This is a genomic window from Chelativorans sp. AA-79 (assembly GCF_029457495.1).
Lineage (GTDB): Bacteria > Pseudomonadota > Alphaproteobacteria > Rhizobiales > Rhizobiaceae > Chelativorans.
Map to the genome: position 1 here is coordinate 4,753,108 of NZ_CP120361.1, position 26,165 is coordinate 4,779,272.

22 protein-coding genes are annotated in these 26,165 nt (G+C 59.7%); 18 read left to right on the top strand and 4 right to left on the bottom strand.

All coding sequences use genetic code 11. The features are described from left to right. Positions 1-82: 82 nt before the first annotated feature. Positions 83-1,696 carry a bifunctional 3-(3-hydroxy-phenyl)propionate/3-hydroxycinnamic acid hydroxylase gene (locus PVE73_RS23150; protein ID WP_277364503.1) on the top strand — a complete coding sequence of 538 codons (1,614 nt, stop codon included), beginning with the start codon at positions 83-85 and terminating at the stop codon, positions 1,694-1,696. On the opposite strand, the gene PVE73_RS23155 is transcribed toward PVE73_RS23150, so the two are convergent. After that, positions 1,615-2,328 (bottom strand): helix-turn-helix domain-containing protein, encoded by a 714-nt coding sequence (locus PVE73_RS23155; RefSeq protein WP_277364504.1) that lies wholly within the window; start codon positions 2,326-2,328, stop codon positions 1,615-1,617. The two genes, PVE73_RS23150 and PVE73_RS23155, sit on opposite strands and share 82 nt — an antisense overlap. 195 nt (positions 2,329-2,523) lie before the next feature. On the opposite strand from PVE73_RS23155, the gene PVE73_RS23160 reads away from it, so the two are divergent. The 14 genes from PVE73_RS23160 (at position 2,524) to PVE73_RS23225 (ending at position 18,210) form a co-directional block, all read left to right on the top strand. After that, complete coding sequence (locus PVE73_RS23160; RefSeq protein WP_277364505.1) at positions 2,524-3,063, top strand: TRAP transporter small permease; 540 nt, start codon at positions 2,524-2,526, stop codon at positions 3,061-3,063. Positions 3,064-3,093: 30 nt separating this feature from the next. Then, the gene (locus tag PVE73_RS23165) at positions 3,094-4,395 is read left to right on the top strand and encodes a TRAP transporter large permease (protein WP_277364506.1); all 1,302 of its coding nucleotides are present in this window, start codon (positions 3,094-3,096) and stop codon (positions 4,393-4,395) included. 100 nt (positions 4,396-4,495) lie between these two features. After that, positions 4,496-5,506 (top strand): TRAP transporter substrate-binding protein, encoded by a 1,011-nt coding sequence (locus PVE73_RS23170; RefSeq protein ID WP_277364507.1) that lies wholly within the window; start codon positions 4,496-4,498, stop codon positions 5,504-5,506. 62 nt (positions 5,507-5,568) lie between these two features. Further along, complete coding sequence (locus PVE73_RS23175) at positions 5,569-6,549, top strand: VOC family protein (protein WP_277364508.1); 981 nt, start codon at positions 5,569-5,571, stop codon at positions 6,547-6,549. A gap of 53 nt (positions 6,550-6,602) precedes the next feature. Continuing rightward, on the top strand, positions 6,603-7,451 hold the full coding sequence (locus PVE73_RS23180; RefSeq protein ID WP_277364509.1) for a fumarylacetoacetate hydrolase family protein: 849 nt from the start codon (positions 6,603-6,605) through the stop codon (positions 7,449-7,451). 8 nt (positions 7,452-7,459) lie between these two features. After that, the gene (locus PVE73_RS23185; RefSeq protein WP_277364510.1) at positions 7,460-8,452 is read left to right on the top strand and encodes an NAD(P)H-quinone oxidoreductase; all 993 of its coding nucleotides are present in this window, start codon (positions 7,460-7,462) and stop codon (positions 8,450-8,452) included. Positions 8,453-8,765: 313 nt separating this feature from the next. Further along, complete coding sequence (locus tag PVE73_RS23190) at positions 8,766-9,095, top strand: glutathione S-transferase C-terminal domain-containing protein (RefSeq protein ID WP_277364511.1); 330 nt, start codon at positions 8,766-8,768, stop codon at positions 9,093-9,095. An 84-nt stretch (positions 9,096-9,179) separates the two neighbouring features. Continuing rightward, positions 9,180-10,125, top strand: a protein-coding gene (locus PVE73_RS23195; RefSeq protein WP_246249038.1) for an IS630 family transposase whose coding sequence is annotated in 2 segments (ribosomal slippage) — positions 9,180-9,520 and positions 9,519-10,125 — 948 coding nt in all. Because the reading frame shifts where the segments join, the coding sequence is not laid out codon by codon here. A gap of 565 nt (positions 10,126-10,690) precedes the next feature. Further along, the gene (locus tag PVE73_RS23200) at positions 10,691-13,168 is read left to right on the top strand and encodes an SIR2 family protein (RefSeq protein WP_277364512.1); all 2,478 of its coding nucleotides are present in this window, start codon (positions 10,691-10,693) and stop codon (positions 13,166-13,168) included. An 82-nt stretch (positions 13,169-13,250) separates the two neighbouring features. After that, entirely contained in the window at positions 13,251-14,468 is a 1,218-nt protein-coding gene (locus tag PVE73_RS23205) for a site-specific integrase (RefSeq protein WP_277364513.1), read from the top strand. Between the two features lie 22 nt (positions 14,469-14,490). Next, a complete protein-coding gene (locus tag PVE73_RS23210; protein WP_277364514.1) occupies positions 14,491-15,027 on the top strand; it encodes a hypothetical protein in 537 nt (178 codons plus the stop codon). 63 nt (positions 15,028-15,090) lie between these two features. Beyond that, positions 15,091-15,351 carry an AlpA family phage regulatory protein gene (locus PVE73_RS23215; protein WP_277364515.1) on the top strand — a complete coding sequence of 87 codons (261 nt, stop codon included), beginning with the start codon at positions 15,091-15,093 and terminating at the stop codon, positions 15,349-15,351. A 48-nt stretch (positions 15,352-15,399) separates the two neighbouring features. After that, positions 15,400-16,092, top strand: coding sequence for a DNA-primase RepB domain-containing protein (locus tag PVE73_RS23220; RefSeq protein ID WP_277364516.1), 693 nt, complete (start codon positions 15,400-15,402; stop codon positions 16,090-16,092). A 204-nt stretch (positions 16,093-16,296) separates the two neighbouring features. Further along, positions 16,297-18,210: an AAA family ATPase gene (locus PVE73_RS23225; protein ID WP_277364517.1), complete on the top strand. Its 1,914-nt coding sequence runs from the start codon at positions 16,297-16,299 to the stop codon at positions 18,208-18,210. Between the two features lie 486 nt (positions 18,211-18,696). Here the strand turns inward: PVE73_RS23225 and PVE73_RS23230 are convergent, their stop codons facing one another. Further along, complete coding sequence (locus tag PVE73_RS23230) at positions 18,697-18,996, bottom strand: hypothetical protein (protein ID WP_277364518.1); 300 nt, start codon at positions 18,994-18,996, stop codon at positions 18,697-18,699. 83 nt (positions 18,997-19,079) lie between these two features. Here PVE73_RS23230 and PVE73_RS23235 point away from each other — a divergent pair, with 83 nt between their 5' ends. The 3 genes from PVE73_RS23235 to PVE73_RS23245 all read left to right on the top strand — a co-directional run bounded on the left by PVE73_RS23235 (position 19,080) and on the right by PVE73_RS23245 (position 21,135). Beyond that, entirely contained in the window at positions 19,080-19,412 is a 333-nt protein-coding gene (locus PVE73_RS23235; RefSeq protein WP_277364519.1) for a helix-turn-helix transcriptional regulator, read from the top strand. Between the two features lie 77 nt (positions 19,413-19,489). Next, positions 19,490-19,702, top strand: coding sequence for a hypothetical protein (locus PVE73_RS23240; protein ID WP_277364520.1), 213 nt, complete (start codon positions 19,490-19,492; stop codon positions 19,700-19,702). 173 nt (positions 19,703-19,875) lie between these two features. Further along, on the top strand, positions 19,876-21,135 hold the full coding sequence (locus tag PVE73_RS23245) for a site-specific DNA-methyltransferase (RefSeq protein WP_277364521.1): 1,260 nt from the start codon (positions 19,876-19,878) through the stop codon (positions 21,133-21,135). A gap of 1,236 nt (positions 21,136-22,371) precedes the next feature. Here PVE73_RS23245 and PVE73_RS23250 read toward each other — a convergent pair. Next, the gene (locus tag PVE73_RS23250; protein ID WP_277364522.1) at positions 22,372-24,075 is read right to left on the bottom strand and encodes an AAA family ATPase; all 1,704 of its coding nucleotides are present in this window, start codon (positions 24,073-24,075) and stop codon (positions 22,372-22,374) included. A gap of 260 nt (positions 24,076-24,335) precedes the next feature. After that, positions 24,336-26,159 (bottom strand): ATP-binding protein, encoded by a 1,824-nt coding sequence (locus PVE73_RS23255; RefSeq protein WP_277364523.1) that lies wholly within the window; start codon positions 26,157-26,159, stop codon positions 24,336-24,338. Positions 26,160-26,165 lie beyond the last annotated feature (6 nt).

Consider the following 26,165-nt stretch of genomic DNA (forward strand, 5'->3'; position numbering starts at 1 on the left):
GAATGCGGAGCGTGGACGCGCCGCCGGACCGGCGTTTTAAGTCGCGCAAGTTCGCTCAGGAGAAGGTAGGAGAACGCTGGCAATGTCGACATACCCGGCCAAGGTTCCGGTGGTGATTGTCGGAGCAGGCCCGACGGGCCTGACCGCCGCAAATCTGCTTGCCGCATACGGCGTCGAGGCCATCGTCCTCGACCGCGAACCCGGTCCCATGAACCTGCCGCGCGCGATCGTGATCGACGACGAGGGCGCGCGCACCCTGCAGGTGTTCGGTCTCGACCGCACCTATGTCGCCAACACCACGCCGGCGATCGGCTCGAAATATTTTGCCGATGACGGAACATGCTTCGCCGAGACCGGCGCCGGAGTGCAGAGCTACGGCTTCCCCAAGCGCCAGTATATCTATCAACCCGAATTCGAAGAGGCTTTGAGAAACCGGCTCGAAGAGCAGGCGCCGGGCAGCCTGCGATTTTCGTCCAACGTCGTCGACGTGGAAACGGATGCCGACGGCGCGGTGGTGACAGTCGAGGCTGCAGACGGGGAGCGCCATCGAATCGCAACACAATGGGTGCTTGCCTGCGACGGCGGCCGAAGCCCGATCCGTGAGCGCCTGCGCATCACGCTCAGCGGCAACACCTATCGACAGGACTGGATCGTCATAGACATGAGTGACGATCCCGACCGTTCGCTGTTCTCGAAATTCTTCTGCAGCAGCGTCCGCCCCGCAGTCAGCGTGCCGGCACCCAATGGCGGCCGGCGTTACGAATTCATGGTGCTGCCGGGGGAAGATCGCGAGAAGGTTCTGTCCCCGGATTTCCTGGCAGGCCTGTTGAAGCCGTTCCGCCGCCATGACGAGCGCGACGTGTTGCGAAAGACCGTCTACACCTTCCATGCCCGCATCGCCGAGCGCTTCCGGCAGGGGCGCATACTGCTGATGGGAGATGCAGCACACCTGACGCCCCCGTTCGCGGGACAAGGCATGAATGCCGGCCTGCGGGACGCCCACAACGTGGCATGGAAGATTGCGGCGGCGGTTGGCGGTGCCGATGCGGCCATGCTCGACAGCTATGACGCCGAGCGCCGCGGGCCGGCGTGGGACATGATCCTGCTCGCCGTGACGATGGGCAGCTTCGTCATGCCGTCCAGCAGCGAGGAACTGAAGTTCCGCGACCTGCTGCTCAAGGCGCTCGAACCGTTTCCGGCCGTGCGCGACTACCTGATCCAGATGCGCTTCAAGCCGAAACCTCGCTACAATGCCGGCCTTTTCCTCGACCTCGACCAGCCGACATTCGAGGCAAGCCTGGTCGGAGAGATGATCCCACAGCCGCGCATCGGCAGCGGGGCGCGGCTTCTGGACGATCACCTTGGTGAAGGTTTCGCGCTGATTGCCCAGAACGGGCCCGGCTACCTGGCCCTGGAGCAACTGGACCAGGGCAGACTGCTGGGGCTTCCGCTCAACACGGTGATCCTTGAGCCGGCCGGGCATTCCGCAGATCAGGACCGTGCCCGGATAGCCAGGCCGCTCTTGACGCACCGCGACCAGATCATGCTCATCAGGCCGGACCGCTATTGCGCGGCCGCCTTCGCGCCCGAACGATTGCGAGCCGAACTCGACCGCTACTCTTCGCTTTGTTCGGCGGCCACCCGGGCCAGATCTTCCGAGATGGACGCCGCGGTCGAGATGAGTGCGTCCCTGTGAAGCCTTAGCGCTTCCTCGAACTTCAAGGCCGTGCCGATCCAGATCATGGTGAGGCAGGCGATAGGCCGCTCGCCGCTGTAGATCGGCGCGGAGATGCTCATCGTGCGGGCGTTGAAGCCCTTGATGCGAAATCCCACGCCAAGTTCCAACGTGTGGGCCAGGATGTAGTCCAGCGGTCCGTCATCGTGGAAATCGACGACGTCGCTGCCGAGCCGCTCCCTCAACCCTTCGATGATCTGCGCGCGTTCCTGACGGGGCACGAAGGCCAGATGCGCCCGCCCGCCCGCAGTCTCGAGCACCGGCAGCTCGCGCCCCACCATGCCGTGATCGACCGAGAACGGGCTGATGTTGTGGGTCGATTCGCGAATGGCCATGCGATAGTCGTGGAAGGTGACGAGATCGAGTGGCCAGAGGATCTTGCGGCCGAGCTTCATCATCCTCGGCACCGCAACCTGCGCCACCCAGTCCTCGTCGCGAAATCCGGAGCTGAGCGATTTGGTTTGCAACGTCGGACGCCAGGCGTCCTCCGACGGGCCGCGCACGACGAAACCCAGCCCTTCCAGCGTTTCAAGCAGACGATATGCCGTCGGCCGCGGGATGCCGACAATGCGGGCGACTTCTGCTGCCCTCAACCCATTGTTGCAGTTGATTGCCTGGAGTACCTCCAGTCCACGCTGCAGGGAGCGAACCGCGCCGAAAGTCGAAATGGTGCAGCCTCCTGATGTTCACGATACGGACAATCGCGGGGGCTACATTGCAACGAGCCGTCTGCATGTCAAGAGTGTCCGCCTGTCCGTTCGGTCCCTGGCCGCGGTGGGAGGAAACACTTGGAAAACATCGAAAGGCGCATCAGAGCCGCCGCACGTGTCGTTGCGCTCATCGGCTTCTTCGGCCTGCTGCTGCTTGCGGCAATGACCACGCTGGACATCCTGTTGAGGTGGCTGTTCAACGCACCTCTCCACGGTGTCAACGACGTCAGTTCCGTCGTCATGGCCATCGTGATCGCCGCCTGTATTCCAGCGAACCTGGCAATGAAGCAGAACATCTCGGTCGAGGTCCTCGGCTCGATCGCCGGCGTGCGCGCACGGCGCCTGCTCGACGTGGTGGCCAGCCTGTTCACGCTTGTGTTCATCATCCTAGTGGCGTGGCGCTTCGTGCCTTATGCGGAAGGCCTACGCGAAACCGGAGACCGCACCTGGGTGCTGGGCTGGCCCATCTGGCCTTGGTGGATGGGCGCATCCGCGCTGATGATCGCAGCCGCGATCGTGCAGGTTCTGGTTACGATCTCCGACATCAGCACGCTGCTCTTCGGCAGAACCGATGACGGGAGTCACCCGGAGCCGGCCGGCGGCGACGCCATCCTCTGAACAGATCGCCCTCCAGCGAAGGAACATCACTTGGATCCCCTACTCATTGTCCTCGTGGGCTTCCTCGCGATGATGGTGCTGATCGTCGTCCACGTTCCGATCGGCGTGGCCATGGCGCTCGTCGGCGTCGCCGGCTTTGCCTCGATCGTGGGTTGGGGGCCTGCGGTCTCGTTGATGGCAACCGAGCCGGCATCGGCGATGGCCAATCTCGACCTGGCGGTGATCCCGCTTTTCATGCTGATGGGCAGCCTGGCCGCCGCCGCGGGCCTCGCGTCCGATGTCTACAATCTCGCCAATGTGCTGATCGGTCACCGTCGCGGCGGCCTGGCGTCGACGACAATCGCGGCGAGCGCCGGCTTCGGCGCGATATGCGGATCGGGCGTAGCGACCACGGCGACGTTCGGCCGGGTTGCAATGCCCGAGATGCTCGAACGCGGCTACAGGCCCGACCTTGCAGCAGGCTCGATCGCGGCCGGCGGGACGCTCGGCATCATCGTGCCCCCGTCGAGCATGATGATCCTCTACGCCGTGCTGACGGAGCAATCGGTGCTTGACCTCTTTTCGGCGGCGATTGTTCCTGCGGCCCTGGCCATCATCTTCTACATGATCGCCATCCAGGTGAAGTTGGCGATGGAGCCTGAAGCCGCACAGCGCGGCGAGCGCGCCACCATGCGTCAGCGGGTCCACGCCACCGGTCAGGCCTGGGGCGTCATCGTCCTGTTCGTCGTGGTCATGGGCGGCATCTATTCGGGCATATTCACCGTCCACGAGGCGGCCGCCGTAGGCGTCGTGTTCGCGTTTGTGCTGCTGGTCGCCAAGGGCCGGTTCACATGGAATACGCTGATTGGCGTGCTTGCGGAGGCAAGTGCCGGGACGGCGATGATCTACATCATGGTCTTCGGCGCCACCATCTTCTCCTACTTCATGGCGGTCTCCGGCGCAGCCGCGTTCATGGTCGGGGCGATCTCCGGACTGCCGGTACCGCCTATCGTAGTCCTCGTGCTGCTGCTCGTGCTCTACATCTTTCTCGGCGCATTTTTCGATGAAGTCGCCGCGATGGTGATCACGCTGCCGCTTGTGATCCCGCTCATCCTGTCCTTCGGATATGATCTGGTCTGGTGGGGTATCATCAATGTCGTCGTGATCGGGATCGGCATGATGACACCTCCTATCGGCATCAACGTGATGGTGCTGAATTCGATGTACCGGTCGATCAGCCTGGGAACGATCTATCGCGGCATAATGCCCTTCCTGATCGCCGAATTGGTCCGGCTGCTTCTGCTGACCCTGTTCCCGCAATTGACCCTGTGGCTGCCCAGCGTGCTGCACTAGCGATGTCCGCTGAGCGGACAGTTCGCAGGCGCGCAATGCCATGTCGAAAGGACCGCATTAGCGTCATTCCATCATCGAACGAACCAGCAGGGAGGATGCAATGACGTTCATGACCAGGCTGCTTGGCGCCACTGCCGCGCTCGGTATCATCACGGTTCCCGCATCGGCCGAGACGTTGCGTTTTTCAAGCTTCGAGCCGCCCGTCGCCCACGTAACGAAAGAGATCCTGACCCCGTGGGCCGAGGATGTCTCGGCAGCGTCGGAAGGCGAGCTCACGATCCAGATGTTCGCGGGCGGATCGCTCGGCCGAAATCCTGCCCAGCAACTCCAGCTCATCGAGGGCGGCGTTGCCGACATCGCCTGGGTGATCCCCGGCTATTCGCCCGGCCGTTTCCAGGAGAGCACCGTGGCGGAGCTTCCTTTTCTCATTCCGAGCTCGACGGCGGGTTCGCTGGCGATGTGGAAGATGTATGAGGACGGCCACTTCAAGGGGGACTTCGACAAGCTGAAGATGCTGGGCATCTTCGTGTCCTACCCCAACTCCATCGCGTCGACGAAACAGGTGACGGCCCCAGAGGACATGAAGCGCCTGAAGGTTCGCGCTCCCGGGCCGACCATGCTGTCGGCCGTCGAGGCGCTCGGTTCGGTTCCGGTCGGCGGCATCACCGGCCCCACGGTCGCTGAAAGCATCAGCCGCGGCCTGATCGACGGAACCTTCACCCAATGGGGCGCGATCGAGACCTTCCGCATGGGTGACGTGATAACCCACTTCAATACGGCACCTCTCGGTGCGACGCCGATGCTCGTCGTCATGAACAAGGCCAAATACGAAAGCCTCTCCGACAAGGCCAAGGCGGCGATCGACAAATTCTCCGGCGCGGCCTTCTCCGAACGCTTCGGCGCGTCCTTCGACGCCAACATCGCCGAAGCACGCGACGAACTGCTTGCAAAGGGCACGATCACCGTCGTGGAGCCCGATGAAGCACAGCTCGGGCAATGGAAAGAAGCCGTTGCCATCGCCACGCATCAATGGATCGAGCAGAACGAGAACGGCCAGGCGATCTACAACGCGTTCGTCGAGGCGGTTGCCGAGGCTCAAGGGACAAACTGACGGCCCGCGCAACCCGATTGCCGCCGCCAAGCATTGGCGGAGGCGCTCCAGGGATAGGAACAATGGCACTCGCATCGCTCGGATATATAGGCGTCCGCTCCTCGCGGACGGCTGACTGGCAGAGCTTCGCGACCGATCTTCTCGGCATGCAGCAGGTTGATGCCGGCGGCAAGATTCGTGCCTTCCGTATGGACGATCGCAAGCAGCGCCTGATCGTGTCGGGGGAAGGCGACGAAGGCCTGGACTTCATGGGCTGGGAGATCGAAAGCCCGGGAGCGCTCGATGCGCTCGCCGGCCGTCTCGAGAATGCCGGCGTCGCGGTGCGCCTTGAAGGGATTTCGCTGGCCGACCAGCGCCATGTGACGCGGCTGATCTCGTTCTCGGACCCGGAGGGCAATCGGCTCGAAGTGTTCTGCGGACCCGATATCGCTTCGGAACCGTTCCTCGCCGGCAGGCCGATTTCCGGCTTCAAGACGGGGTCGCTGGGAATGGGCCATGCGGTGCTTCACGCCCGGGACGTGGATGTCCTCCTGCCATTCTATCGCGACCTGCTGGGCTTCCAGGTCACCGACTACGGACTCAAGCCTTTCAAGCTCTATTTCTTCCACCTCAATGGCCGTCACCATTCCTTCGCCATGGTCGGGACCGGCCGCAAGGGCATGCACCACTTCATGGTCGAACTGCTTTCGCTGGACGATGTCGGGCAGGGCTACGATCTTGCCCAGCAGGAGGACGGCCGCGTCGCCTATACGCTGGGCCGCCACTCGAACGACCACATGACGAGCTTCTACGCCAATTCGCCATCGGGCTTCTTCGTGGAATATGGCTGGGGAGCACGGGTCATCGACCCGGCAACCTGGCAGCCCCACGAAACCTTCGACGGACCAAGCTACTGGGGGCATGAGCGCCTCTACATGCCCGAGGATTCGCCCGACCGCGCGCGGTTGTGCGAGATGCGGCTCGATGCGGCCCGGCGCGGAATGCGCGCCGCCGATCCCGCCTGCAACTGCGCCTGGCTTGACAGCATCGTCAGCAACGAGTGACGGCGCGCCAGACCAACCTCCCCCACACATCAACACCTGCCAGGAGACATGACATGCGTGTCTGTTCATACATTATGCCTGATGGAACCCGATCGTACGGCGTCGTCGACGGCAAAACGCTGATCGACGCCGGAGAAGCGCTCCGCGATTGCCATGCCGATTTGCGGGCCGTCATCGCAGCGGGAGCGCTCACCGAGCTGGGCAAGGATGCGAGCGGCGAGCGGATGGCGCTCTCCGATGTGACGCTCCTTTCGCCGATCCCAAACCCGGACAAGATCCTGTGCATCGGCCTCAACTATATGACCCACATCAAGGAGACGGGACGCGAGGCCCCGAAGAAGCCCTCCATCTTCACCCGCTATCCGTCGTCGATCGTCGGCCACGGCTTCGATCTGCTGCGACCAAAGGCTTCCGACTGGTTCGACTTCGAGGGTGAGCTTGCCGTTGTGATCGGCAAGGCGGGCCGGGCCATTCCCGCAGCGAACGCCTATGCCCATGTTGCCGGCTATAGCTGCTTCAACGACGGGTCGATTCGGGATTTCCAGCGCCACACCACGCAGTTCTGGGCCGGCAAGAACTTCGATCGCAGCGGCTCCATGGGTCCCTGGCTGGTGACCGCCGACGCCTTTGGCGACCCAGCCGTCCAGTCGATGGAGACCCGGCTGAACGGCGCGGTGATGCAGTCGACGCCCATCTCCGATCTGGCCTTCGACGTACCGGCGTTGATCGAATACATCTCCACGGTCACCGAACTGCTGCCGGGCGACGTCATCGCCACCGGCACGCCAAGTGGCGTGGGTCTGTTCCGCGAGCCCAAGCTGTTCATGAAGGCGGGGGACCGCGTCGAGGTCGAGATCAGCGGCATCGGCACGCTCGCCAACTCGATCGTTGACGAAGGCTAGGCGACGCCATGCGCGCCGTCCGTTTCGATAGACCCGGAGGTCCGGACGTCCTGTATGTCGGCACCGCCGACAGGCCGGTCGCGAGGCGGGACGAAGTTGTCATCAAGGTCAGCGCTGCCGGGGTCAATCGTCCCGATGTCTCCCAGCGTCTCGGTCGCTATCCGGTGCCGCCGGACGCCAGCCCTATCCTGGGATTGGAGGTGGCGGGCGTGGTTGCCGAAGTCGGCAGCGGCGTGAACACCCTCCAGCGGGGCGACCGGGTGATGGCGCTCGTTCACGGCGGCGGCTATGCCGAGTTCTGCCCGGCGGACGCCCGGCACGTCATGCCGATTCCGGAAGGCCTGAAGTGCGTCGAAGCAGCCGCATTCCCGGAAGTTGCGATGACCGTCGAATTCAACATGGTCATGCGAGCCGGCCTGAAAGAAGGAGAGACCGTCCTGATCCATGGCGGATCGTCGGGGATCGGATCTTACGCGATAGCGAGGGCGAACAGTCTCGGCGCAACCGCGATCACGACCTCGCGCGGTGCCGACAAAGCCGCTTTCTGCCGGCTTACAGGAGCCGCGTTGGCGATCGACTCGTCGGCTGGCGAATGGGTCGATGAGGTCATGGCCTTCACCAGCGGCAGCGGTGTCGATGTCGTTCTCGACATGGTCGGCGGCGACTACACAGACCGCAATCTGGCGTGCATGGCCGCGGACGGGCGCTACGCACTGATATCGCTTCAGGGCGGTGCGAGCGCGACCGTCAATCTCGAACCGGTACTGCGCCGGCGGCTGATGCTAGTCGGCTCGACGTTGCGCCCGCTGGTTCCCGAGACAAAAGCAGCCATTGCCGAGCGGCTCGCGCGGGACGTCCTGCCGCTACTCTGCGAAGCACGGCTGCGCCCGCACATTCACGCCACCTTCGACATCGAAGACGTTGGCGAAGCGCACCGCACCTTGGAACGAAACGATCATTTCGGAAAGCTCGTCCTCACGATTGGCGAAGTCTCGTCTTAGGCGACCGCCATCCAAGGCACAGATTGGAGACATGCAATGCTCACCCTGTTTCATTCGCCGGGAAGCTGTTCGAATGGCATCCTCTACATTCTCAATGAAATCGGGCCGAACACAGCGTCTCCGTGGCGAATGTCCTCGCCGGCGAACAGAGAACCGAAGCCAATCTGAGCCTCAATCCCAAGGGAAAGGTTCCGGCTCCTCGGCTCGCCACCGGCGAGGTGCTGACCGAATTCCAGACAATAGCATTCTGGCTTTTCCGCAGGCGGGTCTATGGGCGAACGATTTCCTGGCGCAGGCGCGCACGCTCGAGGCATTGGATTTCATCGTCGGCTCGGTGCAGATGCGCGGTCGCACATTCATCAGGATGCCGCACAAGTTCGTGGACGATCCTGCATGTCACGCCGCGCTGCAGACCCACGGCCGTCAGCAGGTAAGAAATGGATTGGCGCAGATCGAGACGACGCTTGGCGACAACCCGTTCCTGCTGGGGCGTTTTGGCATAGCGGATGCCGCTGCACTCTACATCCTCGACTGGGCTGTGCGCGATGACATCGAACTGAGCAGCGCACTTGGAGCATACCGGAGGCGGCTGGGTACACGGCCCTCCTTCTCCGCCTCCGCTGATAACTGGGGACCAATCTAGAGCACGTCCGTTGAACTCCGAGTCGTAGCGTTGATGACACGGATTGGGTTTTATGATTCACCGTCGCCGTTGCAGGAGATGGCGATGGCTCGAGCTTACGGTGAGGATCTTCGGATGCGGGTTCTGGATGCTGCAGCGGCAGGCGCTTCGGCGCGCTCCGTCGCGGCACGGTTTGGCGTCGGCGTTTCGACGGCAATTGTCTGGATCAGGCGGGCGCGTGAGAACGGGGAACGCTCGGCGCGGCGTCAGGGCAAGCCGCGGGGCTCACGCCTGGATGCGCACGAGACGTTCGTTGTTGCCATGATCGAGGCGAACAAGGACGTGACGCTGAACGAGATGGTCGAGCGGCTCGCAGCCGAGCGCTCCGTGTGTATCGGCCGCAGTGCCCTGAGCGCCTGGCTGCGCGGGCGGGGCTGGACGTTCAAAAAAGTCCGCGCATGCATTGGAGCAGGACCGTCCTGATGTCCTGAAGCGCCGGCAGGATTGGTTCGAAGGCCAACTCGACCTCGACCCTGCCAGGCTTGTCTTCATCGATGAGACCGGCCTGTCCACCAAGATGGCCCGCCTGCGGGGTCGCGCGCCATGCGGCGAACGCTGCCGAGCCGGCATGCCGCATGGGCACTGGAAAACCACCACCTTCACCGGCGCACTGCGCCTGTCCGGCATGACCGCGCCCTTCGTCTACGATGGCGCCATGAATGGCACCGTCTTCCTCGCTTATGTCGAGCAGGTCCTGGTCCCCACCCTGAGGCGCGGCGATGTCGTCATCATGGACAACTTGCCGGCACACAAGGCAGCAGGCGTCCGCGACGCGATCGAGCAAGCCGGTGCAACCCTCATGTTCCTGCCGCCCTATAGCCCGGACTTCAACCCCATCGAGAATGCCTTCTCAAAGCTCAAAGCGCTCCTGCGGGCAAAAGCCGAGCGCACCATCAAAGCGCTCTGGGATACCGCTGGCGCACTCCTCGACCAGTTCACTCCCGCAGAATGCGCAAACTACTTCAGGGCTGCTGGATATGACCCGGATTAAGCCGGACGTGCTCTAGCGTCTCAGTAACTTCTGCTTTCAAGCGGTGTCACGCTCGCGGACAATGACTGACATGGGAGCGCATTCTGTCATTTGCAACGCTGACAATGTCGGTCTCCAACGGGTCACAGGTGCCGGTTGCCAGAGCGAGCACGCTGCCTTTTCCCCACGGGAGCGATTCCGGTGAGGAAGAAACAAAAACTAAACCATTTCAATAGGTTATGGTACTTGGTGCCCAGGGGCGGAATCGAACCACCGACACGCGGATTTTCAGTCGGGCTGGGAAACCATACAAATGGCCACAGGCTCCGTCATGCTGACGCAGTAGAGAATTGATGCCGTTTGGTAAAGAGTCATCAATCCGCCCCGAAAGCATTCAGTCCCATCCATTCAAGCGCAGTGTTCTTGACTCCCATGTGACACCCAGCCCCAGAGTGCGCAACCTTCACAAGCCGAATCTGGACATGAAAACCTTCGCGCACAGCGCGATTTCCGCTAGTTTGCCATTAGGTAAGCTGTTGTGAGTACTCAATACCTTTGGTTGCGGCACGACGAACCGGAGCATGCAATGTTGGCTGAAATAAAGAATGCCTATTTGAATGGTCGGCTAATGCTTCTGTTTGGCGCCGGCGCCTCCTCCGGATCGCGCGACTCGGAAATGATCGAACTACCGATGGGTGATGATCTTGCCAAGGAGCTCGCCGACTTGATGGGATGGCGCTACAACGGCGAGGCCCTCAGCACAGTCTACTCGGCAATCAACGCGACCGACTCTGCGCGACTCCATTCGTTTCTAAGAACGCGATTGACCAACACGAAGCCTTCGCCGGAGCTGCAAACTCTTGCGTCATTTCCCTGGTCCCGCATTTTTACGCTGAATATCGATGACTGCGCCGAGACAGCGCTACGCAAATCGGGAATGCAGAATGTTCAGGTCTTTGCACGAAATTCCCCGCTCGAAGAAATTGATCCGATATTCAAAACTGTCCAGCTCATTAAGTTAAATGGCTCGGCTGATCGACCGGAAGACGGCTTCATATTTTCGCCCCAAGAGTACGGCGAGGGTTCAAATCGTCTCCCCATTTGGTATCGCGAGCTAGGTCAAAATCATAGCAACTACACGTTTGTCTTCATAGGCAGCAGGTTAAACGAACCGCTCTTTCAACATGCCATGGCAGAGATGCGCTCGATAGTAAAAAGAGCGCCGCTACAAGGTTATGTGATAACCCCCTCTGCAAGTGAGATCGACAAACATCACCTCGGCAGCCTCAATCTCATCCACGTGCCGGGTACACTCAAGGATTTCGCGGAGTGGCTCAGCCGCGAATTGCCACAACGTCCAACTGGATGGGAGCTTGCCACCGCACGGCGTCCAGAGTTGCGTAACATCAATCGAGCGCTCACCGAACCACAAAAGCGCGCTCTAAATAGTGTCACGCTCGTAAGCGCAGATATCCTTCCACGATCCGGCTCCGACCACGCCCTTGGAGCAATCCGTGAGTTTTACAAGGGATATAAGCCGCGCTGGGTTGACATACTTGATGGTATTCCCGCCGAACTTGCCTTTATTCAAGATTTCTCAAAGCTTGTTGAAGAAGGGTACGAAGCTAGAAAGTGTATAGCCTTGGTTGGGCCCGCCGGATCCGGCAAAAGTACTGCGCTGATGCTCACTGCGCTGCACCTCAGCAAAGTCTCGAACACACCCATCTATTTTCTGAGAGAGGCGGTCAGCGATCTTAAGGAGGTCGTCGTTGCGTTGGAGCAGATCAACTCGTCGGGGTTCTACTTGTTCATCGACAAGATGGAGGCGATGCACAACGAGGTTGCAGAACTGTTAGAGGGCCCGCAGACAAGGCATGTTTGCATCGTCGCTTCGGAGAGGCTCAACATCTGGAACAGACGGGTGAAAGCCACGGTAGAGCCTGTCATTTCCAAGGTGTTTAAGGTCGAGAAGATTCGCAAGGCAGATGCCAGAAGGATACTAGAAAAGCTGGAGAAATTCGGGCCTTGGACGCGCTTGCAGCAGATGGCGCCGGAGCAGCGCGTCACAGAAATATACAATAGGGCAGATCGGCAACTCCTCATAGGCTTGATGGAAGCAACGACCGGCCTCGGATTTACGAAAATCATCGACAACGATTTCAAGAGTGTGGGTGATGATCGGCACAAAAAATTTCTTACTATTGTCGGCCTGGCGAGCATTCACAGATCGACGCTGAGTTCCCACATTGTAGGAACGGCCCTTTCTAACCTCGGCATCGCAGAAGACGTCAATGTCTTATCGCGTGAGACCGAGGGCATTATAGTGACCGACGGTAAGAAGTATTCTGCGCGACACCCGGTATATGTTCGCGAGCTATTTGAAAAAGTCGTGCCAACAACGATGATCAAGGATTGCCTCATCGCCGTTCTCGAAGCCTTTTCTGACTATGAGGCCCCGGTAATTAAGCATGTGGGAAAGGCTGATGGTGTCGTTTTCAAATCAATCATAAATCATCGCTTCGTAAAGGAGATGATGCGCAACGATGAGGAAAAAGTCCGATCTGTTTACGAAGCATTCGAGACGAAATTTCATATTGATGGCCTTTATTGGCTCCAATATGGCCTTGCGCTCCGCGATTTCGGCAAGCATACGGAAGCGCGCGAAAAACTGAAGACCGCGCGCGAAGCTTTTAATTCCCCGCAAATCGAACACGCCTATGCCCAGCAACTCATGATTATCGCTTCGATGTCCCCGAATTGGGACGATGCCCAGCCGCTGCTCAATGAAGCGATAGAGGCGCTGCGCGAACTTAACCGTGTGGCTGACGCAGCCGACTCATATCCCATCGTGACGCTGGCCGAAGGTCACATTTCGGTCATGCTGAAGTTCTTCGGTGTCGAAGGCACCCAGACAGTTGCGCAGCAATATGCCAACGAACTGCTCGCAGCGCACAGGAGGCACCCCGGCACTCGTCTCCAAGAGGCAGTGAGTAACGTAGTGACCCTCGCAACCACCGGCAGTTGGAAGGAGGCATATGGGCCGGGGTATCTTGAAGAGAAGTAGCAGCTCAGCCTGCGGCACCGACCTTCATCCTGCCCCAAATCATACCCTGACAGAGCGACAGCAATGATGCGATGAACGCATCATGCGCAAGAAGCTGACCACGAAACTGATCGATGCATTGCCGCCGGCAGAGGGCAAGCGCTACGAGGTGCGCGACACCCTCGTGCCGGGGCTGCATATTCGTGTGTCAGCTACAGGGGCCAAGGTCTGGTATCTGGCGATACGCGTCGAGGGGCGCTTGCGTCGCATTAAGCTCGGCACGTACCCGGTCATTTCGCTCTCGGATGCCCGTGAGCAGGCCCAAAGCACTTTGCGCGATATCGCCCTCGGCAAATACGCCGAGAGCGCTCCTGGGTCGTCTGAGGCGCCGACACCGACGCTTGGCGATGTCATCCCCCAGTTCATCGACCTCTACGCCAAGCCGCGCAACCGCGACTGGCAGGGCACCAAGCGCATCCTCACGAAGTTCTCGACGCTCGATACGAAGCCGATCGACCAGATCAAGCGGGCCGACGTGGTGCGCGTGCTTGACGGCATGGTTGCGAACGGGACGCCGACGCGGGCGAACCGGGCACTGGCCGCCATCAAGAAGGTGATGAGCTGGTGCGTCGACCGCGGCATGATCGAGGTCTCGCCCATTGCCGGCTTGAAGGCACCTGCGAAGGAAGTGGCGCGCGAGCGCGTGCTGACCGACGGCGAACTCGCCGCCTGCTGGAATGCCGCCGTAGCCGAGGGTTTCCCCTTCGCCGCCTTCGTGCAAATCCTAATCCTCACGGGCCAACGGCGCGGCGAGGTCGCGGGCATGCGCTGGTCGGAACTCGATCTCGCTAAGGGTACATGGACGATCCCAGCAAAGCGCGCCAAGAATGCCAACGCGCATATCGTGCCGCTGGCGCCGTTAGCGGTCGACATCCTGAAATCCGTCCCGCGCTTCCTCGGCTCGGACCTCGTGTTCACGACAACCGGCAAGACGGCGGTCTCGGGCTTTGGGCGCCTCAAGCGCCGGCTCGAGGATGCGGTCGGTCTCGATGCCGAGGATTGGTGGCTCCACGACATCCGGCGCACCGTCGCCACCAATATGGCGATCATGCGCATCCAGCCCCACATCATCGAGGCCGTGCTCAATCACAAGACGGGTATCGTCTCCGGCGTCGCCGCCGTCTACAATCGCCACGCGTATCTGGAGGAAAAGCGCGAGGCGTTGGAGCGGTGGGCTGATCATGTCGAAAGACTCGTAGCCCGCGACATCAAGATCTTGCATCATGCCTCCAGAGGCGCCGAGGCCGTTGCCCTAACCTAATAAGAGGAACAACTTTTAGACGATGAATGCCCGGCTCATCGACATCCTGCTGTTGGCAATCATCGACGCTTATGAAGCGGCGGATGCGGCAGCCTCCCGCGAGGAACGCTTGGCGCAAGCGAAGGAGGCGCTGTTCGGCATCAAGCAGAAGGCAGGCCGCGAGCCGATCAACGATGACAGGGCAATGCTTGCGATGGTCCATGCCGCGCTTGAAGACAGCGGCCCCACGCTCGCCCACGAGCTACTCGCTGCCCGTGCCCGCCTGAAAGGCGAAATATACGCGGAAGAGGCTCCGCCGTCGCCCAAATTGAAAAGCTTACGGGCGATGGCGATTGCGGCAGCCAGGGACCCAAGGACGCCCAAAGCCTCCCGACATTCTGACGAGGCGGCATACCGCCGACTGAAACGGAAGGTCGAGAATGGCGACTATACGCTTGGCGACCTGCTTCAAGTCGAGGAAATCGAAGATGGTACTCTGCCGGAGTTGGAGGCGATCCGAGAAATCCTGGCCCTTTTGAAGGTGCTTGGCGTGAAGCTGGGACGCAATGGGGCGGATTGAATCCGATGCAGAGCTGAATTTCGTGGGATAGATGGATGGCCTCTGTAATGAAAGGAGGCTGACATGCTCTATATCCCACCCACATCAGACGGGGCCAACCGAACGCCCCCACTATCCAAGATCTTGCTTTCCCGTGCGGACCTCAAAGCCCTCGGCATAACCGTGAGCGACACCACCCTGCTTCGTTGGGAATACGACAAGCGTTTTCCCCGGCGCGTTCGTCTCGCCGGAACGAGCGTCGCATGGATCGCGGCGGAGGTGCACGCCTGGCTCGCCGAGCGGGCCGAGGAACGCAGCCGGCACGTTTACGCCGATCCTCACTGATCGAGGGGCCAGAGCGCCCCTCACCCCCACCAACATTGGAGATGTGCAATGACTGAGATTTCTCAGAATGATGGCGCTCGCCCGAACGGCGGCAAGCAAAAGGCCGAGGTCGTGGAAATAGGCGCCCTCCGCGAACAGGTCAGGACGGCCCGTGAGAAGGAGAAAGCAGGAGACGGCGGAGGAAACTCCAACGCCACCAAGGCGGCCGATTTCATTTTCGCGCTTTTCGCGCGCTGTCTGGACGAGTCAGAGATCACGCTCATGACATATGAATGGACGGCCGGCCTTCGCGTCATCTCGCAATTCCGACTCTATGCCCACTTCCTGATAGAGGTGCTCATGAAGGAGCAGCCGGTGGAGGATTTCGAACTCTTCTTTCAGCTCGGTGCACGACGGCCTGATGGCAGCTTTGAGCCGACGCGTTTCGGCGGCTTCGACACCGGGACCGTCCATCCTACCGCCTATGACCCGGTGCCCGCCGCCTATTGGGAGACCTCACCGGGCCGCTATCAGGCGGTGTGGGACTGGGGCAAGGCCATTCCCGTGGAAGCATCGGTCGCGCGGCTGGAGGCGCTTATCCATGAATATGGCGGTATGCTCGGTACACACCATCTCGACAGCTATCTGCGCGTCCCGTGGTCGATCAATCACAAGGCCAACTACGGCGGCCCGGAGGTCAAGATGCTGCATGATGGCATCACGGCGAAGGCCAAGGCTTGGATGGCCGCGCGGGACCGGTAACATCTTTGGGGGGTGGCCTTCGGGCCGCCCTTCCTCCCCCTTCGCACTTTCCGACTTTCCGTACACATATGCCGAGGAAACTTGGAAACTTCTGCCGATGAGTGCGCTTGCTTTGGGACGCAAAGGCGCCGATTAACTCCCGCCCACACCGTCCGCGCGCATAGTAGATGGGAGTCCTTTTCGCGACACAGGAAAGGACGTCCCATGAAATCCAAGATCGTCTCCGTCAACTTCTCCAAGGCCGGCATCGACCATGCCGCCAGTGTGCTCGACAACGTGCGATGGAAGCCGGATGGCGGCTTCACCGCCCGATGCCCGGCGCATGACGACAGGCGCAACAGCCTCAGCGTGAGCGAAGGCGACCGGGGCAAGCTGCTCGCCTACTGCCATGCCGGCTGCAGCTTCGAGGAGGTCGCCGAGGCGCTCAATGCGCTCGGCGTCTCGGCCAGTGCGCCGAAGACGAGGCCCAAGAGGTCGAAAGCCGAGGAGGATGGCCTGCGCCGCGTGCGGTTCGTCGGCAGCAAGACGCCCGATCCCGACTTCGAGGACATCTGCGGACGCGAGCCCGATCATGTCTATCCGTACACGGACACGCGGGGGCGCCGGATCGGATTCACCGTGAGGTTCGATGATAAAAAGGGAAAGCGCTTCTTCCAGATCACACCGTGGCGCGACGATCTCGGCCGCATCTGCTGGCGCATGGCGGATTTCGCGCACCCGAGGCCGCTCTATAACCTCGAAGACCTCGGCCTTGCCGACGATGATCCGGTGCTGATCGTCGAGGGCGAAAAGGCCGCCGATGCCGCCGCCGACATTTTCCCCTCTCACGTGGTGCTGACATGGCACGGCGGCGCCAATGCAGTGCGCAAGTCGGACTGGTCGCCGCTCATGGGCTTCGACGTGGTGATCTGGCCGGACGCCGATGATCCGGGCCTTGCCGCTGCCGATGCGATCGCCCGCGAATTGCGCGTGGTGGGCGCCGCGTCGGTCAGAATCGTCGATCTACCGGACGTGCTGCCCAGGGGCTGGGACCTGGCCGACGAGGTGCCCGAAGGCGTCGATGTCTCCGCATTGGTGCGCGATGCCAAGCCCGTGGGCGAGAACCTCGTCAACTTTCTGCTGTCGGCAAAGGCGCTGGCGGCCATGGAAATCCCGCCCCGCGAGATGATCGTTGCGCCGTTCCTCGCCGCCAACAGCATCAACCTGCTCTACGCCCGGCGCGGGCTGGGCAAGACTTGGGTCGGCATCACCATGGCCAAGGCCGTGGCCCTCGGCACCGACTTCCTCGCCTATGAGGTGCCGGAAGCGCGGCGCGTCCTGTTCATCGACGGCGAGATGCCGCTGTCCATGCTGCAGGAGCGCTTCCAGGCGGCTGGGGCCGACGACATCGACATGATCGACATCCTCCCCTCGGAGATCATGCACCGGGACTTCCACGCCCTCAACATCAACCGCGAGGAAGACCGGGAGCTGATCACCGCCATGCTGGAGCGCATGGCCGAGCAGGACCGCAATCCGAGTCTGATCATCCTCGACAACCTCTCCTCGCTGCGCATGGGGGTGGAGGAGAACGACAATTCGGCGCTCGACCAGATCCTGCTTTGGCTATTGAGCTTGCGCCACAAGGGCTATGCCATCCTTGTGGTCCACCACGCGAGCAAGTCGGGTGACCAGCGCGGCGCGTCCCGGCTCGAGGACCTACTGGACACCACGATCAAATTGTTGCCGTCCTCGGAGCCGTCGGGATCAGGGGCAGCCTTCGACCTCGAATTCACCAAGACGCGCGGCGTCAGTCCCGAACCCGACCATCTCACGTTGAACCTCGTTATGGGCGGAGACGGGCTGCTCGACTGGGACTATGGGGAGGCGCGCAAGGTCGGCCCTCAGGACACCACCCTGCGCAGCATCTATTATGGTCCCCATGGTGACGCCTCGGCGCCGTTCGCGAGGCAGAAGGATTTGGCCGAGGCGCTCGACCTCCAGCCGGCCGCCATCAGCAAACACATGCGCTATTTGCGCCGTGACGAGCTGGTGGAGGTGGGTAAGGATGCCATCACGGTTACCGAGAAGGGCAAAGTGCATTTGGCCGCGCTGTTTCCCGGCGAGTCCTTCGAATGAACATCAGGCGGCGCGCTGGTCAAGGCTGGCGCGCTCCCACTTTCCGGCTTTCCTCGGCATATATATGAGGGGAAAGTTGGAAAGCGCATCGCCCCCAGTACGCGCGCTTATACGACGCGGCAGGCGGACGTTCCCGATATGATCCACAGGCACGATCAGGCCGACACGCGGATTTATGATCAAGCTGTCAGGTCGAGAGAAGCGCTTGAAAATCAAGTAGTTTCAATCGTTCCGACGCGAACAGGCCGGGAACATCCTCCGCTGGGTAACATATGGGCGTCGAAATCGCTCAAAATCGACCCGTGAGCGCGTTTTCGCCGTCACCAGTAGGTGACCTCGGCGTCAGCGCGATATCGCGCTCCTGGCTCATGCAACGTGCGCGCACGCGCTTTTGGCGTTCTGTTTGTTCTGGTTACCGGCTCCCGGCCTAACGCAACGCGGCCGCGTGCGCGGATATCTGTCTGGCGGTTCGGATGGTGGCAGCCGCTATTCCCATTCGCCCCGACGATACCGCCGCCACAGCTCACGACGGACACGCCGCCATTTCCCCTGCTCATAGACGTCGGAATAGCGCCACGCCCGATCCTCCTCGGCGTAGGCCATCTCCTCGGCGCGAGGGCCGTATTTCGCTACTAGTTCGTCCGCGAGCGCGCTGATCTCGGCCTTGGGGATGAGCAGTGGCCGAAGGCGAAAGTCCCACACGTGCCAGATCGCGACGCCGCCGATGAGCACGGTGAATGCCGGAACGGCAGGATAGGATCGGACGAAATCAAGAATTGCGTGCATTGCGATACCACAGAGAAAGTTCAGCGAAGGTAGAACATATCCTACATAGACGTGGTCAGGCTGTCAGGAACATTTTGTTCCGCATGGAGATCTTCGCCCTAAATTTGAGGCGACGCGCCCAAGAGCTTGGCCTGTCCAATGCCGAAGTGGCCCGCCGTGTGGGACTAAGCGAACGCCGTTACGCGCACTACGTGAGCGGGCGGAACGAGCCCGATTTGGGTATGCTGTTGAAGATTGCCGAAGTCCTGAACTCGACGCCGAACCTATTGCTCGGTCTCGATGAGCAAGGCACCGAAAAGGGCACGCGGGCTGTCCTGGTCGAGCGCCTGAACGCTGCTGCAGCCGTGATGACCGATGATGATCTGCAAGCTGCCGTCGCCCAGGCCGAAGCTGTGATCGCAATTCGCCGGAAGTGACCTGGGATTTTCCCTGACACACCCGTATCGGTCATCTTAATAGGAAGATCGTCTGCAAAACTAATAGGAGACGATCGATGACTGACAAGACCCCCGAAATCATCACCCTCAAGCAGCTCTGCGCCGAACTGAAGCTCGACCCGCGCGAGTGCCGCGAGCGCCTGCGTGCCGCCGTGCGTGATGCGAAGAAATTCCCCGAGCTCGCGAAGATGCACAAGCCGCGCACGCCTTGGCAGTGGGTGAAGGGTTCGGCAGGCGAGAAGGAGGCGAGGGCGGCAGTTAAGTCTTAACAGTCGATGAAGAGGAGCATCGCACGACTAGCCGAAAGCACTCTGCTATATGTAGGTTGGGAACGAATCGCTTGCGCTATTGCATGCCTGTGGGGACCAATCTTTCGATGCTCCGGGATAACAGAAAATCAGAAATCTGGAAGGGCGCCGGGTCAACCCCGGCGCAACGGAGCATGAGTCGAAAGCTACCGGATATAAAACCACAGACACCAGTTTCATCCTTTGATAGAACGTCCTTTCGAGGAGTATACAAGCGCTTTTCAATAGAAGAAGTTGCGCCTGCGGTCGGATTTTCTCCGACTTTTATTCGGAAAGTCATTGGGAACAAGTCCTCTCTCAGCGTCGACGATGTGCTGTCCCTCTTGGATCAAGACGCATTTTCCGAGACTTACATTCCGCGGAGCAAGATTGTTGAATACCTGCTCAGTCAGTCATCAGACCCCTACGTTGAAGTTTTGCCAGACCTGAGTGGGGAGTATGCCTTGGAAGAGCAAGACTCCTTGAGCTTTCTCCGATCTCTACCGCCCCGGTCCGTGCAATGTGTAGTAACCTCAACTCCTTACTGGGGACTGAGGCTATATAAGGGGGCTGTGGATACCGATTGGGCTGATGGCGAGTCATCCCCCTACGGGCACGAACAGACTCCAGAGAGCTTCATACGGCACACATCCGAGATCCTGCGAGAGATTCATCGGGTACTAAAAGAGGATGGGTCCGTCTGGTGGAATGTTATGGATTCGTTCAACACGCGCACTCAGATACGCGGCAACGCTGTGGAAGCTTTGCGTGCAATGCAGGGCAAGGACAAGCGGAAGTGGAGCGAGCACGATTGCCGGCGATACAGCGCTGGACATGCATACCTTAAAGATGGCGAGCAGTGCCTTATTCCGAGCCGAATAGCCGAGCGCGCCTCACGCATGGGCTTTTTCGTCAAGACGGTCATAACGTGGGCTAAAACGAGTACTCTACCAGAACCGCAGAATTCTCGCGTAAGTCGGAATCTTGAATATGTGCTTCATCTGACAAAAGTTCGAACGCCAAAGTTCAGCAAGAAGGTATATCGGAAGCTACCAGCCGCCTTAGGCGGGCGAAACAACGGATGGGAAACTGATAAACTGTCAGATGTTTGGACCTTACCTACTTCAAACGGAAGAGATGGGCACGGGGCCCAATTCCCTATTGCATTGCCAGGCAGATGCATCGCTCTCTCGACAGAGGAAGGCGACGTGGTGCTCGATCCTTTTGTGGGCGCGGGAAACTCTGGGGTTGCTGCGCTCGCACTCAATCGATGCTTCATAGGTGTAGACGTTTCCGCAGAGTATTTGGAAACCGCGCGCCGAAAGCTGGAGGCCGCCAAGGTCGATCGAGACAAGCTGCCATTAGAAGAAGTTCCAGAAGCGGTGGAGACCGAAACACCTGATCCGCTTGGTTAGCTGGTTTGGACCTCTTCCATCCACTCATCGAGCAGATTCTGCATATTTCCACGTAGCGCATGCCGACATAGGTCTCGTGCGCCTGAAGGGTTTGTAACGGCGAAGCGCTTAGACCAACATCTCGACGAGTCAATGACGTCCTCCGGACCTACGACTACGTGTAGTCGGTGCACATCGGGACGAGGAGGAAATTCTACCTCATACGCGAAGCTCTGCGTCACTCCAGTCGCTATGTAGTTCGAGTTTAGCGAGTACTTGCACTCTATCACAATTTCAATGGTCTCCCCGGATGCTACTTGTCTAATCCAGATGTCTGGCCTCAAAGGTGCGCCATCTAAATCCCGAGTTAGCATCAAGTACGGGGATGCGATCTTCCGGTAATGGGCCGGTACTGTTTGGTAGAAGGCTTGCCACTCTCCCTCGCTGGCAGTTAAGCTTAGAGAGGCCTTCCCCCCATATGCCGCTGCAAGGGGCGCATTGCTGATCCAGGACGGATTTGTCGCAACTTCATGTAGGCCTGACGAGATCATGCCGAGCGTGCCCAGCTCGAACAGTTGATGCGCAAATTGGGGAAGGATAGGGCGAAGCGCCAAGAGCTGCGCAGCAGCACTACCAGTCCAAAGTCCCGAGAGAAGTTCTGCGACACGTGCCAAAGCAAGCCATATGCCCCCGGTCTGACGGCATGCATCAAGATCAAAGTCTGATAGCCCTTCTTGCTCGTCAGCGGCTGTAGCCACCTCCGGTAACTCCAACGCCGACATGAGGCGGCGCCTCATCATTGGTGCAAGTGGGCGACGACCAAATCTTGCCCAGACAAGGCTTTCCGCTCGTTCAACTGAAGAAGCGGTCCACTTGAGCACCCTTGTGAAGCTGGTGTCGTGCGTGTAGACGGGACGCCTTTCGACATAGCTCTCACAGGGATATCTTCCGAACACGGAAATCGTTGATTGCCAATCGACGTGCGGAGTAGGCACGTCGACGTAGCTCACGGCGCGCTGGGTCTGTTGACCAATAAGATCCAGCCATTCGCCCGCATGTTTAGGCAGATGCCAACCGATTCCATCCTGTATGTGGAGCAAGACAGCTTCAGCCATACGCGCTCGCACAACATCCGTGGTCCATTCCCGTTTGATGCCGAAGTCGTCCGGATGCACCCAGTCGAATAGTGAGCCAGCTCCAGCCCAATGAGCCGAGAGAGAGAGTACACCCTGCCATGGGATAGATGCAGCGAAGTCGCTAGAAGCTAGCTGCTTCGCTTGCCAGGTCGTGGCCGAAGATGCCGCCGAGAGCATTGAAAAACTGTTCCCTCTTTTCAGGATCAAGTCGTATTAGCTGTTGCCCCATATAGAGCACGTAGGCGTCTTTCAGCAGCTCTCGCTCTTGAGGGGTGACCCCTGCATCAGCCGAAGCTTCAGCGCCGCCAGATACGTAACGTGCCATGTCTAGGAATGGCGCAGGTCCTATTGGTAGAGCTTCCAGATGCAGTTCATAAGCTGCCTTGAGCAGCCCAATAACCGGCTCGCGGACCTTGGGAAGCTTTGCCAAAAGCTCTGCAAATGCCTCCGCATCGAGCGGCGGAATGGGTACAAGAGCCCACCGTCGAAGTAACGCCGACCCCATGGGAAATACGCGCCCACGGTCAACATTGTTATAGGTGCCGATCATACGCCAGTCGGTGCCGGCGTAATAGACACGCTGCTCTGAGTCCTCCTTCACACCGCTTTTGTCACCCTTTGCCCATACGAGGACCATCGATTTTGCCGCAGCGTCTTCTTTGTCGTCCCCCAGGTGGGTTGGTCCGAGGTCCACACTCTGCCCAGCGAGGAACGTAAGAATGGGCCCTAGTACTCGGTCCAAGTCCGCGCGATTCATCTCATCGATCCAGAAAATCTGATTGTTTCGGATCGCCTGGAGCAAGTAGCCTTCCCGGAAAATCAGTTGGCCATCTTTTTGGGGGTAGTATCCACCTATCAATGTCCGTGCCGTCCAGTCGATCTCGGCTGTGTAGCAGACATAGCTGGGGGGATTTTCCAGTCCAAGAAGCGAGGGATCGGCCGCCGCCTCTTCAAGGATTTCCGCCCAGAGACGCGATTTCGCCGTACCTGGTGGTCCTACCAAGCTAACGGCTTTGGAACTTGCAACTGCTCCTTGCACGCGACGGCGGACGTCCTTGCTGATGACAAGTTCCGTATCACTAGTGGCGGCCATCGGGACTAGTTCTTTTGCAGCCCTTGCAGTTGTCGCGTGAGTTACACTGGGGGAGCGGGGCTGAAGATCAGACGGAAGTGCTGCCAGACTGTTGTCAAACTTTTCAGTCGAAAACGCGACCGAAAACCCCGCATCGGTTTCAAAAAGAGCGTCGATGTCAGCGTCCGAGAGTTTGAAGACGCTCTTGAATCGCTCAATGAGGTCTTTTTCTGTTGCCCCTACGTCGAAGGGTTCACTTCTAAGGAGGAAAGCTGCGGTTGCACGCAGCGGCGCTTTGCCGCCCAACAGATCTGCAATCCGCTCAGCGGCGCCATCTGGAATCTTGATTGAGAAATGTCCGTCCTTGGGCGTCACCTCTAGCAATGAATTCAGATTCCTTCCTTCGTAGAGATGGGTATATGTACCTCGGCGCTCGTACCCTGGAGCCAAGAATTCGATAGCTCCCTCCCGCTGTCCAAACGGGTTCACATCGGGAAATGGCGTACCGGGAGCCACCCGAAAAAACCGACGCAATTCGGGCTCCACACTAAGACTTCCGTTCGAGTGGAGTTCGAATTGGGCACCCTTCGATGGCTCTTTAGCCTTGAGCATTAAGAAGCCCATCAAGGCTGTACGGCCTGTACGCTTGAGTGTCTGCGCCACCAAGGAGCGCAGCCCAGCTTTAACCGTATCTGGAGATATGTAGACCTTTTTTGCCATCTGCCTCACTGCCTCGGCGTTTTCAGCATTCATCAGCTGAGTATCTCCGACGAAGCATCGATGTCAAGCCTGCGACTGTCGCAGAGAATGTTCGCAATTAATTTCAATCGCAGACCGTCGCAGAATATTTGCCCGACCATGTAGACTGGGAGTGCGATTCAAGAGGTGCCTTCTTGCTGGCTACATCGCCGCTCCACCGCCACTCCCCAGTCACAATGAAACCGCGGGCGACGCGCAACGGTGTTTGTGTTGGTGGGGTAGGGCCACCTGAGGAAATGAGATGCGAGCCAGGACTAAGTGGCGGCTGACAGCTCCGTACAGGCATCAACTGCCGCCTTTGCGGCCCCAAAGCGCTGGCTCATGCTACGGTAGACGTTGCCCACGGCATCCCTCCAACCATCCGCCGCCAAGCTTAGGCTTTCGGGTTCCAGCGCCTTCTTCACATCGTCAGGGGTCCATTCCCGGATCAGCTGCTTGGCCTGCGCATAGATTACTGCATAACCAACGCGTCCCATAATCAGACGCTCAGACCATTGACGTGCGAGTTCTCGTACCAATTCGGGGTCTTCATAGGTCGCGTATCGCAGTTCCAAATGCTCTTGCGCAGCCTCTACGGCAGAGTAGGTTAGATTCACGAACAACTGGTTCGTCTCGCGAACATAGCGCGCGGCCTTGCCGGCGATGCCCTTATCGGCAACCTCATTCTCGTCGCGGAGCGGGATTATCTCCGGTGCCACTTCGAGGTTCTTGGAGATGTTGGCCCGCTTTGCTCCGGAAGGGTTGAAGATGAGATCGGTGGGACGAACCGAACCGCGTTCACCGCCACCCGAACCGTTTACGTGGCCCAGAGTTGCACCACGTGCACCGCCTTCTTCGACGGGCTCGATACCATCCACCGTGAGGCGGGGACTCTGCGCCTTCACCCGAAGCTGATTCAGCAGCTCCTGCAACTCCTTGCGCAGATCATCGGTGGACGCGGAAGCTTTAGGCGCAAGTGAATTTATGATTTCAATCAACCACTCGGGCCGGTGCCGAAAAACGATCTCCGCGAAGTCGTCGACCATTACCTGCCGTTGATCGCCGGCCGAAAGCTGCACGAAACGCCGATATGGCTCGTGACGGACAGGAAACCTGTCCGGTATCTCCACGTGGATGGAGATGTGTCGAGCGCCGAACGGAATGCCAAACGCAGGTGCGTCAGCAGCCCATTTTCTACCTTTTCGGACGTCGTACATCTCGCCCCGAAATACGACCGCCGCAGTGCTGACAGAGGAGGTAAGCGACCCGGAAATCGACTTGTTGTGCCCACCATCTTGATATGGTGGATCATAGTAGTAGTGGACCTTGACGTCCTCCCCGACACCGACCGTCTCGACACGGCCAAAGGCGTCTGACCGCTCCGGAATCGGTTTGAACTGTCGCCGTCCGTCGCGAGGATGGGTCCCTTCATGCAGGTAGACCTCGACCCCCTCGGGCAGTCTATAAAAGCGATGGTATAGATAGGTGGTAATCCACTGACGATCTTGCTTCGGATCGCCATTATAAGGATCAGCCACGGTGTCCTGATCGGGATGGTTGCCGAAAAGAACAACTTCGGTCCAGTCCTCATCGAGTTGATATTCCGCTTCCTCCCGAACCAACTCCGTTACGTCAACTACTTCCTCGAAGGAGTCTTCGACCGGAATCCATACCTTCCCGTAAATACCTTCGCGTTTCCCGAGTATGACTTGGCTCACAATGCCATCATGGCAAGAGCGATAACGCATCCCCAACGTATTGGAGGGCAGTGAAGCCACCTTCGCGCCCATGCCAAAATTACCTTCGAGCGCCATGTCTTTGCCAAGCGAAGCGGCGAGGTCGCAGATGTGGTCAAGCTCGGCGCTGCTCATGCCCGGGCCGGTGTTCCAGATAGTAAGCTTACGAGCATCGCCACATTCGGGGACCGATCTGCCCTTCAGCTCGACGATGCGCCGCCCCTCTGGCGCCTTCGCCGCGGCCTCAATGGCATTCATAACCAGTTCGCGAAGCATCATCGTTTTGGGACACTGCTCGATCTGGCGTGCGACCGTGAAGTCGATGTCCCGAATAGTGATCGGCGTAATTTGCTTGATATGCATTACATT